This is a genomic window from Roseimicrobium gellanilyticum (assembly GCF_003315205.1).
In the GTDB taxonomy this organism is placed as follows: Bacteria; Verrucomicrobiota; Verrucomicrobiia; order Verrucomicrobiales; family Verrucomicrobiaceae; genus Roseimicrobium; species Roseimicrobium gellanilyticum.
Genome location: NZ_QNRR01000014.1, coordinates 72,730 through 86,094 on the forward strand (window position 1 = coordinate 72,730; position 13,365 = coordinate 86,094).

Annotated in this window: 11 protein-coding genes; 9 read left to right on the forward strand and 2 right to left on the reverse strand. The window is 60.7% G+C overall.

Going from position 1 to position 13,365, the window contains the following annotated elements:
• Positions 1-51: 51 nt before the first annotated feature.
• From DES53_RS27565 to DES53_RS27585, 5 genes are all read left to right on the forward strand, one after another.
• A complete protein-coding gene (locus tag DES53_RS27565) occupies positions 52-1,125 on the forward strand; it encodes a glycosyltransferase family 2 protein (protein ID WP_113961563.1) in 1,074 nt (357 codons plus the stop codon).
• Between the two features lie 243 nt (positions 1,126-1,368).
• Complete coding sequence (locus DES53_RS27570) at positions 1,369-1,989, forward strand: sigma-70 family RNA polymerase sigma factor (RefSeq protein WP_113961564.1); 621 nt, start codon at positions 1,369-1,371, stop codon at positions 1,987-1,989.
• Positions 1,976-2,632, forward strand: coding sequence for an anti-sigma factor family protein (locus DES53_RS27575; protein WP_113961565.1), 657 nt, complete (start codon positions 1,976-1,978; stop codon positions 2,630-2,632). The genes DES53_RS27570 and DES53_RS27575 overlap by 14 nt, the downstream gene beginning before the upstream one ends.
• Positions 2,633-2,652: 20 nt before the next feature.
• Entirely contained in the window at positions 2,653-3,246 is a 594-nt protein-coding gene (locus tag DES53_RS27580; protein WP_147263659.1) for a hypothetical protein, read from the forward strand.
• 157 nt (positions 3,247-3,403) lie between these two features.
• Entirely contained in the window at positions 3,404-3,883 is a 480-nt protein-coding gene (locus DES53_RS27585; RefSeq protein WP_113961567.1) for a DUF3592 domain-containing protein, read from the forward strand.
• Between the two features lie 216 nt (positions 3,884-4,099).
• On the opposite strand, the gene DES53_RS27590 is transcribed toward DES53_RS27585, so the two are convergent.
• Both DES53_RS27590 and metH read right to left on the reverse strand, forming a co-directional pair.
• Positions 4,100-6,265 carry a DEAD/DEAH box helicase gene (locus tag DES53_RS27590; RefSeq protein ID WP_113961568.1) on the reverse strand — a complete coding sequence of 722 codons (2,166 nt, stop codon included), beginning with the start codon at positions 6,263-6,265 and terminating at the stop codon, positions 4,100-4,102.
• Between the two features lie 269 nt (positions 6,266-6,534).
• On the reverse strand, positions 6,535-10,392 hold the full coding sequence (gene metH, locus DES53_RS27595; protein ID WP_113961569.1) for a methionine synthase: 3,858 nt from the start codon (positions 10,390-10,392) through the stop codon (positions 6,535-6,537).
• Positions 10,393-11,124: 732 nt separating this feature from the next.
• Here metH and atpB point away from each other — a divergent pair.
• From atpB to DES53_RS27615, 4 genes are all read left to right on the forward strand, one after another.
• Positions 11,125-11,991: a F0F1 ATP synthase subunit A gene (gene atpB, locus DES53_RS27600; RefSeq protein WP_170157466.1), complete on the forward strand. Its 867-nt coding sequence runs from the start codon at positions 11,125-11,127 to the stop codon at positions 11,989-11,991.
• A gap of 82 nt (positions 11,992-12,073) precedes the next feature.
• On the forward strand, positions 12,074-12,325 hold the full coding sequence (locus DES53_RS27605; protein ID WP_245958283.1) for an ATP synthase F0 subunit C: 252 nt from the start codon (positions 12,074-12,076) through the stop codon (positions 12,323-12,325).
• 90 nt (positions 12,326-12,415) lie between these two features.
• Positions 12,416-12,907 carry a F0F1 ATP synthase subunit B gene (atpF, locus tag DES53_RS27610; RefSeq protein WP_113961571.1) on the forward strand — a complete coding sequence of 164 codons (492 nt, stop codon included), beginning with the start codon at positions 12,416-12,418 and terminating at the stop codon, positions 12,905-12,907.
• 48 nt (positions 12,908-12,955) lie between these two features.
• A complete protein-coding gene (locus tag DES53_RS27615; protein ID WP_113961572.1) occupies positions 12,956-13,354 on the forward strand; it encodes a F0F1 ATP synthase subunit delta in 399 nt (132 codons plus the stop codon).
• Positions 13,355-13,365 lie beyond the last annotated feature (11 nt).

The following is a 13,365-nucleotide window of genomic DNA, read 5'->3' on the forward strand; positions in this document are numbered from 1 at the left end:
CTATACACGTAAGCACTCCTCGCAGAACAAGGCAGTGTTTGCATCACCGTCATGAACAGTCTGGACCAAGGCCGGATTTCTGATGCTGCGGACAAGCCATCGTCTCTGGTCACCATTGGTATCCCCGTGTTCAATGGCGAAAAGCACCTGGCCCAGGCGCTGGATTCCGCTCTTGCCCAAGACTGCCCCAACTTGGAAATCCTCATTTCTGACAACGCCTCCACGGATGGGACCCAGGACATCTGCAAGGAATACAGGCGGCGCGATTCCCGGATCCGATACCACCGCAACAAGGAGAACCTCGGTGCCAGCGGGAACTTCCAGGAGGTCCTCAAGAGGGCGAACGGCGAATACTTCACGTGGCTTGCCTGCGACGATATCCTCACCCGTGGCGACTATGTGAGCAAACTTGCTGGATATCTCGACACGAATCCCGATGTGGTCTTGTGCGGCTGCACCACCAAGGCCTTTGTGGGAGAGGACTTGCGAGCCACTTGTACCCACGTCCTGGAGGCAGTAGCCCCGGAGCGGGATTGGAAGGAAGCGCGGAAAGAATTCTTCCGCTGGCCCCAGACCGCCTGCCATTTTGTCATCTACGGGCTCTACCGAAGGCGGCCTTTGCTGAAGGTTCCCGTGGATGGACGTACCCATTGGGGCCGGCCGGTCGTGTTGGACATGGAGTTTCCCATTCTCTCCCGGCTGAGCAATTTCGGCCGTATCGTGTCCCTGCCGGACATGGAGCGAGCCTACCGGTCGCACGCTTATTCGTCTTGCAATCGTGATGTGGAGGAACTCTCGACCGCCAGCCAATTCTGGCTGGCCCTGCGCATGAAAAGCACGCTCTTGAGGACAGCGGCAACCTTGAATGTGCCTGCCGATGAGAAGTGGGAGCTGATCAAGCTGACGCTGCACAATTTCCTCCACCACCCCTTGGGCAGGCTGCCTGAGTTTCGGGCGGATTTGGAAAACCAGCGTGTGGAAAACGGAATCCTGCGTGATGCTTGCGAAGAGCGCCTGAACCTGATTCACCAGCAGGACGCAGCCATGCGCTTGATGACAAAACGGATTGAGGAGCTGGAAAACCAGCTCGCGCAAACCCGGGCAGCGGACGAGAACGCGCGATAAACGGATGCTTGAAGCACGGCTTCAGCCTTGATTTGAGCAAGTTCCGCGCGGTACGTTCCAAAAGGGAAGCCATCACCCGCCTGTTGCTCTGGTTTGACCACGGTCCTAAGCTGGTGAATGGAAATTGGGTGTCCGCAAGGGAGGGTGGTTCCGTCGGCCGGCTGGTCCGCTGCGGGGCGCCAGAGCTTGCGCGGTGCGCCATTTCTCATTTGAATAAACCCTCCCGCCTCTCCGTCAGAACCGATGAACGACCCCGCCGTGGCTTCTCCTGCCGCTCCGCCCTCCAGCGAGGTCGCCGACTTGGAACTCGTCAAACGGTGCCAGCGCGGCGACGCGCGGTCGTTTGATCTGCTTGTCACTCGTTATCGCGGAAAGGTTTACGGCATGTGCTACCACCTTGTACAGAACGACCAGGATGCATGGGACCTCGCCCAAGAGGCCTTCATCAAGGCGTGGAAGGCGCTGCCCTCGTTCAAGGGCGACTCCTCCTTCTACACGTGGCTGTACCGCATCGCCCACAACACCTCGTACGATTGGCTGCGCAAAAAGCGCATCCAGAGCGACGGAGAGTTCAACGATGAAATCGGCCGCCCCGTGGCCGCCGGCGCGGAAGCCGTGCCCAAGGGAGATTTCGCCCCCGACGAAGCGTTGAAGAACCGCGAGTTGGGTGCACGTATCCATGAAGCCATCGCGCAGCTCAGCCCAGACCACCGCACCGTCATTCTCCTGCGGGAGGTGGAAGGTCACAGCTACGAGGAAATCGCACAAGCAACCAACAGCAGCCTCGGCACCGTGATGAGCCGCCTATTTTACGCCCGCAAAAAGCTTCAAGAATTGCTCAAGGACACCTATGAAAACGCCTGATGATCAACTGCTGGGCCGCTGGCTCGACGGGGAGCTGACCCCCGAAGAGACCGCCCGCTTCGAGGCCATGATGGCTGTCGACCCCGCCCTGCGCGAGGAGGCCCTGTCCATGAAAAAGATGGGCGAGGCTATTCGTGCGCATGTGACCATGGAACGTGAGGTGCCTCATGCGGACTTCTTCAATTCCCAGATCATGGAGCGCATCGCCGCCGAGCAGCAGGCTGAAGAGCGTGCCAAGAGTGGCAGCAAGGCCACCGCCGCCGCAGGTTCTTGGCTGGACTGGCTCCGCGCCCCGTGGGTGTATGCCGGTGCCGCCGCCGTGCTGATGGCTGGCTTCTTCCTCCTGCAGCAGCAGACTGCCGGAACAGATGGCCGCACGCAAATCCTGAGCCTCTACGCGCCCAGCGCCACTGTGAAGGCTACCGCCAGCTACAACGCCGATGCCGATGCTACTGTGTTGATGCTGGATGGCCTCGAAGCCATTCCCGCCGATCGGAATGTAGCGGGATTCAACGTCCACCACAGCGAGAACGACGCCCAGATGGCAACCACCACCCTTTTCAATGAAGATGGCGGTGTGCTTCTGGTGATGTCCAAAGACGCCGCCAGCCGCCCGCTCATGCTCGGTGGCAGTGGACTTTAAGGGAACATGAAAACGCATAGATGAGAGTTTCGGCCATCACTTCCCTCTTCAGTCTCGCCGGTATGCTGGTCGGCTCAACGCTGCCGCTGTGCGCACAAAACACGTCGACCGCCCCTGCTGCTGCGACGACAGCGGCGCCATCCCCTGCCCCGGTCAATCCGTCGGTCACAGCGGACAAGGCTGCCAAGGATGGATTGGTCTGGGGAGCGCTCATTTACGGGACCGCCAAGTCGCCCGAGGGCAGGAGCGAAGCTGCATCACCCACAGATTTTCCCGACCTGCAAAAGAGGCTCGGCAAGGCATTTCCCTTCAAGCATTTCGAAATCCTCGGCCAGCACAGCCAGGTGGTGTTTCGTGAGTACGAATCCTGGGTGGTGCCTTCCAAGGATGTCTTCCTGAAGCTGGACTCCAAGGGCACGTCGATGGACGGTGGTCTGAATCTCCACCTGCAGTTCTGGCAAGGGCAGCAGGTGCTGGTAAAAACGGACACTGTACTTCGCAAGGGAAGCCCCCTCTTCATCGGCGGCCCCAAGTGGAGGGATGGCCAGGTCATCTTTGTGCTCCTGCTGAAGGATGCCGAGGTGACCTCCACGGCTGCTCTGCAGAAACGGTAGCCTGTTTCAAACTCCGGTCAGGCGGTTCTGGCTCACCTCAGGGAAGGCGCGAAGCCTTCCCCAAGGATCGGGGCACTCCTGCCCCCGTTTTCGTGCTGCGGAACAAAGGTGGCCAACTCCGGCTCGACACTCCGCGCATCCTGCGCACCGTGTTTTCATGACCTCCACCAAAGGCGCGCGCACGCTCAAGATTTGTATGGGCCTCGCCCTCATCATCATGGGTGCGATTGCCACCGGCGTGCTCTGGGTCTCCTACAAGCGCGCCGAAGAGACACGCCACTGGAAGCCGGTACCTGCGGTCATCACTGTTTCCCTGCTACTCACCGAGCGCCCTACCCATAACTCCCCCCTCGCTTACCGACCGGAGATTCACTACCGCTACACCCTTGATGGGAAGACCCACACCGCCTCGCACGTGCGACGCGTAGAGGGCCGCACTTCCCACAAGGAAGGCGCCGAGGCCAGGCTGGAAGCGTATCCGGTGGGCAAGGAAGTCACCGCCTGGGTGAACCCCGCCGACCACGACTTCGCCGTCCTCGAGCACTCCACCCGCGCCGCTCTCTATAGCATCTGGTTCCCCTGCCTCTTCATGGTGGGAGGACTGGGGATGATCATTTCAGCGCTGCGGAAGAAGTAGCGGCAACGCCAGCCCTGAGCGCAGCGGCGAGAGTAGCCGACTTTCTCCGAAAGTCGCAGCGCGGGAAGACGCTGCATCTGCGCAAATTTTCGGCGTATTGCCGAAGCCCCAGACTCTCGAAGCTCGACGTGACAGAAGGCGTTTCGCAACACGAGACGAGCTGCGACTTTCGGAGAAAGTCGGCTACTCTCGCCGCCAAGCGCCTCGCCTTAAGTCCTACTCCTCCCAACCGCTGAACGGCGGGCGCTTCTTCTTGAAGCCACCGGGACCTCCGCTGCTGTAGCCGCCGAATTTCTTCTTCGGACCATAGCCGCCTGAGCCAAAACCACCGCCACCGTAGCCACTGCTGCGCGGGCCATAGGATCGGCGCTCACGCTGGTCATACTGACCACCACCCTGGCCACCTTGGTAGCCCTGGCCCTGACCTTGGCCGCCTTGATCGCGATCACGGAATCCGCCGCCTCCACCGCCACCGAACGGGCGACGCTGGAATCCACCGCCACCACCTTCCGGCGGGCCGGCGATGTCCATACGCAGACCACGGCCGCGGAACACGGCTCCACCGATGGCGTCCTGCACCTGCTGCACGAACTCGTGCGGCACACCGATGTAGCTGCACTTCTCGAAAATCTCCACACGGCCCAGGCTCCCCGGGGGAAGGTTTGCCGTCTTGTAGATGGCACCCACGATGTCGCGAGGCGTGGCCTCGTCCATGGCGCCGATGTTGATGAACATGCGGGTGAAGTTCCCCTGCTGCTGCGGAGGCGGACCCTGGCGGGGACCACGGTCTTCGCGGAATCCACCGTCACCACCCTGGCCTCGGCCTTGTCCCTGGAACTGCTCACGATCGCGGAAGCGGCCATCGCCTTGTTCACGCGGGCGGCGTTCCGGCTTCGGACGGTCTTCAAGGATCTCCTCGGACTCACGAGCCGACTCAGCAATCCAAAGATGCATCAGTGCGCTGGCGATGTCTGTGCTGTTCTGTCCAGCATCCAGCAGGCGCTGCAGTGTGTCCTCATGGGACTTGAAGTCGCCCTTGTCGAGGGTGGCCTGAAGCTTCTCGATGTAGCCATCCGTGCGCTTGCCTTCCACTTCTTCACGGGTCGGCACCTTGGAGCGCTCGATGTTGACCTTCGCATAGCGCTGGATGCGCTGGAGCAGGAAGATTTCACGACCGCTCACGAGGCTCACGGCCTTGCCCTTACGGCCCGCACGACCGGTACGGCCAATGCGGTGCACATAGTCTTCTTCGTCGTAGGGCAGGTCGAAATTCACGACCAGATCCACTTCATTCACGTCGAGACCGCGCGCGGCCACGTCCGTACACGCGAGCACTTCCACCGTGCCAGCGCGGAAGTTCTTCATCACGCGGTCACGCATGGTCTGGTTCAGGTCACCGTGCAGGCGATCCACGGAATAGCCACGGGCCATGAGAGCATCCGTCACGTCATCCACAGCGCGCTTCGTGTTGCCGAAGACCATCGCGAGACGGGGGTTCTCCATGTCGAGCACACGGCAGAGCACTTCGATCTTCGAACGGCTCATGCACTCGAAGAAACGCTGCTCCACAGAGGGAACGGTGAGCGCCTTGTGCGCGATGCTCACACGCACGGGATTGCGCGTGAAGCTCTCCACCAGCGGGCGGATGGGGCCATCCAGCGTGGCCGAGAAGAACAGGGTCTGGCGATCTTCGGGAAGCAGGGAAACGAGGTTCTCAATGTCCTCGCGGAAGCCCATGTCGAGCATCTCATCGGCTTCATCGAACACGAGCAGCTTGAGGTCATCGAGGATCAGCACGCCCTTCTCGATCAGGTCGTGGATACGACCGGGGGTACCCACCACCACCTGCGCACCGTCCTGGAGGCCGCGAATCTGGCGATGGTACGTGGCGCCGCCATACACCGGCAGGGCGCGGATGCCGCGTTTGAAGGCCGTGAGCTTGTGCACTTCTTCGCACACCTGCATGGCCAGCTCACGCGTGGGACACATGATGAGCGCACGCACACCGCGGTCCCGGGGATCAATCGACTGCACCACGGGAATGGCGAAGGCCATGGTCTTGCCAGAACCCGTCTGGGACTGGCCCACCACGTCGCGGCCCTGAAGTGCCGGCGGAATACCACCCGCCTGAATCGGCGAAGGTTGTTCAAAACCAAGGGCTGTCACCGCCTGGAGAATCTCCGGGGCGAGGCCGAGGTCGGCGAAAAGCGGCTTGTCGGATACGGGGGCCGGGACGGGAACAGGACCGGAACTCTCCTGAGCTATGGGGGCAGGCTGAGGGGCGGGAGCAGGAGCCGACGACTGGGGCACGACCTCCGGGGAGGGGGCGGCTGACGTGGCCTCGGGCTCAGTGCCGGGCTCAAAAGAAGAGTTACTATCCATATTAAAAAGCCCCCACGGTATTTGGGGGTTGCCAAACTCTCACCGATGACGGTATTAGCAAGGTTTTGTTTTTTGGGGAGGAGGGAGCAAGGGAGAAGACGCCATTGAGCGTCTCGCCTCAGGAGCGGAGGCCAGCACGGAGTGGTCCGCACAGTCCCTGTGCGGGTTAATGGCGCGGCCGCGGTTTACTTCGTGTCTCTGCAAATTGGCGCAGGATCAGGGAGCAGCCTCCCCACTGACCGCACAGGGGACTGTGCGGACCACATCGCTCAATACGCCAGCCACGGCCCGAGCCACTTCTCCATGTGCTCCACCGTCTCGCCCTTGCGTTTGGCGTAGTCTTCGATCTGATCCTTGTTGATCTTGCCGACGGCGAAGTAGCGCGCCTCGGGGTGGCCGAAGTACAGGCCACTCACGGCAGCGCCGGGATGCATGGCGTTGCTTTCGGTGAGCGTCACGCCCGTATGGGCAGTGGCGTCCATGAGAGCAAACAAGATGGGCTTCTCGGTATGGTCCGGCTGCGCGGGATAACCCGGTGCGGGACGGATGCCGCGATAGCGCTCGCGGATGAGTTCCTCGTTGCTGAGCTCTTCTGTCTTCTCATAGCCCCACGCGACACGAGCCTGCTTATGCAAGTATTCTGCGGTGGCTTCGGCAAGACGGTCCGCAATGGCCTTGGCCATGATGCTGTTGTAGTCGTCGTGCGCGTTCTTGAAGGTGTCGGCAAACTCGTCTCCTCCGTGGATGCCCACGCAGAAGCCGCCGATGTAGTCCGCGCGACCGCTCTCCTTCGGCGCGACGAAGTCCGCCAGGGCGTAGTTCGGTTTGTCCTTCTTGGGATTTTGCTGGCGCAACGTGTGAAACACGGTGCGCACCTCGGAGCGTGATTCGTCTGTGTACACTTCCACGTCGTCGCCCACACGATTGGCAGGCCAGAACGCGTAGCATGCGCGGATGGTGTAGCGCTTCTCCGCGATGACACGTTGCAGCAACGCGTACGCATCGTTGTAGAGCTTTGCCGCCTCGGGCTCGACCTGTTCCTGGAACTCTGGCAGCGCGCTTTTGAAGCGCTGCTCATCCGGATGCCAGCGACCCCGCAGCTCCCACGTGTGGAAGAACGGCGACCAATCAATGAAGGGCACCACCTCCTCGATGGGCAGCGGGTCATACACCTTCACGCCCGTGAAGGACGGCACGGCGATCTCCTGCGTGGCCCAGTCAAATTGTGATCCCTTCGCGCGGGCCTCGGCAATCGGCAGCAGCTTGCTGGCCTCATCCTTGGCAGCGTACTTCTGGCGCAGGTCGTTATGGCGCTCTTCGTTCTTCTGCACGAAGCCCGCCCGTTGATCTTCGCTGAGCAGTGATGTCATCACGGGCACGGAGCGGGAAGCATCCAGCACATGCACGATGGGATGATCGTACTTCGGGGCGATCTTGATCGCGGTGTGCGCAGCGCTGGTGGTCGCACCGCCGATAAGCAGCGGGAGCTTGAAGCCGTTACGCTTCATCTCGCTGGCGACGTGCACCATCTCATCGAGCGAAGGCGTGATGAGGCCGCTCAGGCCGATGATGTCCGCCTTCTCTTCGACAGCACGCTCAAGAATCTTCTCACAAGCCACCATCACACCGAGGTCGATCACGCGGAAGCCATTGCAGGCCATGACCACGCCCACGATGTTTTTTCCGATGTCGTGCACGTCGCCTTTCACCGTGGCGAGCACGATGGTAGGTGAGGATTCTTCAGCGGCCATTTCCGCCACGGCATCGGCATTGGTCTCCAGGGCCTTGCGGTGGGCGGCAGCGCGAGCTTCGGCCTGCGCCACCTTTTCTGCCTCCATGAACGGTTGCAGATAAGCCACGGCCTTCTTCATCACGCGGGCGCTCTTCACCACCTGTGGCAGGAACATCTTTCCTGCACCGAAAAGGTCACCCACCACGCTCATGCCATCCATGAGAGGACCTTCGATGACCTTCAGCGGCACGCCGAGCTCAGCGCGCGCTTCTTCCGTGTCCTGATCGATGAAGTCCGTGATGCCACGAAGCAGGGCATGCTCCAGCCGCTTCGCCACCGGAGCGTCGCGCCAGGCGAGATCGACTTCCTGCTTCTTGTCACCCTTCTGTCCCTTGAACTGCTCGGCGTAGTCGACCAGGATCTCCGTCGCATCCGGGCGGCGGTTGAGAAGCACGTCCTCCACCTTGACCAACATTTCCTCGGGGACGTCTTCGTACACCTCGAGCATGCCGGCATTCACAATGCCCATGTCCATGCCCGCCTTGATCGCGTGATAGAGGAAGGCGCTGTGCATTGCCTCGCGCACCTTGTTGTTGCCGCGGAAGCTGAAGCTGATGTTGCTCACGCCGCCGCTCACTTTCGCGCCGGGCAGGTTCTGCTTGATCCACCGCGTGGCGTTGATGAAGTCGAGCGCGTAGTTGTTGTGCTCCTCCATCCCCGTGGCCACGGTGAGGATGTTCGGGTCAAAGATGATGTCCTGCGGGTTGAAGCCCACTTCGTCCACGAGAATGCGGTAGGCACGCTCGCAGATGCGGATCTTGTCCTCGTAGGTCGCGGCCTGGCCCTGCTCATCGAAGGCCATCACCACCGTCGCGGCGCCGTACTGGTTGATGACGCGGGCATGATCCTTGAAGATCTCCTCGCCTTCCTTCAGCGAGATGGAGTTCACGATGCCCTTGCCCTGGAGGCACTTCAGACCGGCCTCGATGACCTCCCACTTCGAGGAGTCCACCATGATCGGTACCTTCGCGATTTCAGGTTCGGCGGCCAGCAGTTGCAGGAACCGCGTCATCATGGTCACGCCCTCGATGAGGCCTTCGTCCATGCAGACGTCGATGACATTGGCACCATTCTCCACCTGCTGGCGGGCGATGGCGACCGCGTCCTCCAACTTGTTCTCTTTGATGAGCTTGGCGAACTTGGGCGAGCCCGCCACGTTCGTGCGCTCGCCGATCATGAGGTAGTTCGCCTCTTTCGCCAGCGTGAAGGCATCACTGCCACTCAGGCGCATGAGGGGCTCGATTTCCGGAATGGGGCGGGGCTCAAAACGCTCCACCGCCTTGGCGATGGCCGCAATGTGGTCCGGCGTGTTGCCGCAGCAACCACCCGCGATGTTCACCAGCTTCCCACCGGCAAAATCCGTGAGGTACTCACCCATGTGCTGCGGCTCAAGGTCGAAGCCGGTGGGCGTGAGCGGGTTGGGCATGCCCGCGTTCGGGTAGCAGGAGACGAAGGTGTCCGCACGGGTGGATAGCTCCTCCAAGAAGGGGCGCATCTTGTCCGGACCGAGGGAACAGTTCAGCCCGATCGACAGGAGCTTGTGCTGCCGCACTGAATTCCACAGAGCCTCGACCTTCTGCGCCGAGATCATGGTCTCGCCACCGAGACCCACCGCTGCGGAAACCTGGATGGGAAGGCGAAGCTTGTCCTCGTCAAAGACCTGCTCGATGGCGACCAGTGCCGCCTTGGCATTCAGGGCATCGAAGATGGTCTCCACCAGCAGAGTGTCGCAGCCGCCAGCAATGAGGGCGCGGACCTGGCGTCGGTAGTCCTCCACCACCTGATCGAAGGTCACGACGCGAAATCCGGCGTCATCCGCATCGGGAGACACTGAGAGCGAGACCGTGAGCGGCCCGATGGCGCCGGCCACGTAGCGCTTGCGGCCCGTGTCCGAGCCAATCTTGTCCGCCCATTCGCGACAGAGGCGCGCGGACTGGAAATTGATGTCCCAAGCAAGCTCCTCAAGGAACTTATCATCAAGGACTTCCTGATAGAAGGCGGCGTCCTTGCGACCCTTGCCAGTCTCACGGGGATCCTCCTTGAAGAACTCGCTCTGGGCGATGCTGGAGCCGGAGAACGTGTTCGTCTCGATCATGTCCGCCCCCGCCACGAGGAAGCGCTTGTGGATGTCTCCGATGACATCCGGCCGGGTCAGGGAAAGGATGTCCCCGTTGTTCTTCAGGTCTTTGGGGGCATCCTTGAAACGTTCACCGCGGGTGTCCGCCTCGGTCAGACCATAGCCGCGGATGGTGGTGCCCATGGCTCCATCGATGACCATAATGCGGCGGCTGAGCTCTTTACGGAGTTCTTCAGTGGCATCGGGTTGGGCGGGCATGGGAGGGGGATGTTAGAACCGGCGGCGGAGGCTTTCAAGTACGTATCAACGCATCATGATAGGAAGATACGAATAGGAGCTGACGAAAGCCCGAAGGATTCCGTAAAAAGACAAAAGTTGGCCAAACGAACTATCGTTTTGGAAGTCGTTGGTTTTCAGCGAACGAACGGGTGAATTCCTGACAAGGCGGCAACTTGTCGTGGTGAATCGGGCGATGAGGGAAGTGCGCATACGAGCAGCGGGCAAGTCCTGCACAGAGTATTCCATGAGATGGCGAAGAAGCTAGTCTCATTTGCTCGATAATCCCGTTGAACACACCGTTAAACTAAATGCGGCGATTGAGGTGCTAGTGCATTGTCGAAGAGGTGACAAAGGGTTCCGACCATGGGCTCGAAACGGTGGGGCAGGTGGGTCCGATTGGACGCGGCGGACGGGAGTCACACGGATAGGAGTTATGCGCAATTTGGGATCATTATATAAAGCATTTCACATAACGTCGCGGCTCCCTCCGTGAGTGACGCAATTGTGACCGGATTGCAGGTTGATTTTCGAGGCCTTGATCAGCGTGGAACGCCCATTCCATGCGGGAAGGAGGGACTTTGTGAAAAATTTCACAAATTAGCCTTGCACCCATTTCCCAGTCCGGTTAAGTCATAACCCCCGCCATTGTTTCGGGCCCCTGATCTCACGCTTATGCTTCCCGCCGAGAATCTAACTTTTTCGATGCCCGTCATGCTGGCTGAAGTAGGCGCGGCTGCGAGCCCGGTTTTTCCGGGCCTCAGCTTCCTGAGTTTCATCACCAGTTCCACCTTGGTGGCGCTCATCGTACTCGGAGTGCTGCTCTGGCTGTCCAAGAAAGCAACCACCGGCATGCAGTTGGTGCCGCACAAGGCGCAAAACTTTTTTGAGTTTCTGGTGGAAGGTCTCTATGGCCGCGTAGAAGCCATCGTGGGTGCCAAGCTTGCGCCGAAAGCGTTCCCTCTGCTGGCAACGCTGTTCCTCTTCATCCTTGTTTCAAACTGGTTCGGCCTTGTTCCTGGAGTCGGCACCATTGGCTGGGGCAAAGGCACGGGCCCACTTACCATCGGCACTGGCGCCCATGACATGGTGAACCCCGTTCTGCGTCCTCCGACAGGCGACCTGAACATGACCATCGGCCTCGCGCTGACCGCGTTTATCGTCTGGCTCTTCATCACGCTCAAAGAAATCGGCGTGTGGGGCTTCGTGGTTCACACTTTCGGACCCAAAGGTGGTCTGAAAGGCTTCATGGGGTTCGTGGTTGGTCTCGTGTTCCTCTTCGTCGGCGCCATCGAGTTGGTGTCCATCGCGATGCGCCCGCTGACCCTCTCCGTGCGTCTCTACGGGAACATCTATGCCGGTGAAAGCGTGCTTCACGCCATGAGCAGCATGATGGACAACTCCGGCCCGGTCTTGAGCTTCCTGGGCAGCGTGCTTCTCCCGATTCCCTTCTACTTCATGGAACTGCTGGTGGGCCTGCTGCAGGCCATGGTGTTCACCCTCCTCTGCGCGGTGTACATCCAGCTCTCCACTACTCACGACGACCACGGTCATGAGGAAGGACACGGCAGCCATCATTAAACTTTGAGACTTTGGCTGCAGGACCATGCGCAACGTGTGGATGCAGTCGACACAACAAACACAAACATCCAGAACTAAGCATATGATCAACGAAATCATCACCATGGCTGCCGAAGCTCCCGCTCACGCTCCCGCAGTGCAGGGCGTCTACGGCAACATCGCCTCCGGCCTCGGCGTCATCGGCGCTGCTCTTGGCGTGGGCATGGCCGGCTCCAAGGCTGTGGAAGCCGTGGGCCGCAATCCCGGCGCTTTCGGTAACATCCTCGTTATCGGCATTATCGCGATGGCCCTTGCAGAAGGTCTGGGCGTGATGGCCCTCTTCCTTGCCAAGTAAGTCGTTCTTGTTACTTCCCGGCGGGCTGCCCGTGCAGCCCGCCAACTTTCGCCTCCTCAACCAGCAGCAGCACCTACACCAACCAGCGTTATGTTAGAACAGTTCGGCATCCAGTGGCCCAAGATCATCGCGCAGGTCTTCACTTTCGGAATCGTGTATTTCGTGCTGAATCGCTACGCATTCGGCCCGATCGTCGCCATGCTGGAGGCCCGCCGCAAGCGCATCGCCGATGGCGAAGCCAAGCTTGAAAAGATCGCCCGTGACCTCGCCGCCGCAGAAGAAAATGCGCGCGCCATCATCGACAAGGCCAACACCGACGGCAACCGCCTCATCAAGGAAGCCAATGACAGCGCCGCCGCAGTGAAGGAGCGCAAGGCTCAGGAAGCAGTCGCTGAAGCCAACAGCATCCTCGCCAAGGCCCGCGAAGCCTCCAAGCTCGAACAGGAGCAGCTTCTCACCCAGCTCAAGCGCGAATTCGGCCGCATGGTCGTGGACGCCACGGGCCGCGTGACCGGCAAGGTCCTCACCAACGAAGACCAGGACCGCATCAATCGCGAGACGGCTGCCCAGGTGGCCCTCTAATCCTGCCCTTCCCTTTCCGAATCCCATTTCCCCTAGCAGAGACCGGACATGAAAATCGACAAGAACTCCGCCCGCGCCGCACGCCAGCTCATGCGCGCCTGTGTGGACAAGAATGGCCGTCTCCAGCAGCCCCGCGTCCGCGCTGTGGTGAAGCGCCTCGCCGAGGAGAAGCCCCGCGGCTACCTGCGCATCCTCGCCGGGTTCGAGCGTCTGCTCCGCCTCGAGGTGGAAAAGCGTCACGCGCTCATCGAAAGCGCCTCGCCCCTCTCCAGCACCTTGCGCGACAAGATTCGCGCCGACCTGCAGGCCAAGTTCGGCACCGATCTTGAATTTGATTTCGCTGAGAAGCCCGAGCTTCTCGGCGGTCTTCGTGTGCAGGTGGGCAGCCATGTGTGGGACGGCAGCGTCCTCGCCAAGCTCGAATCCCTCCGCAACAGTCTCTCCTAAGTCCCCTTCCC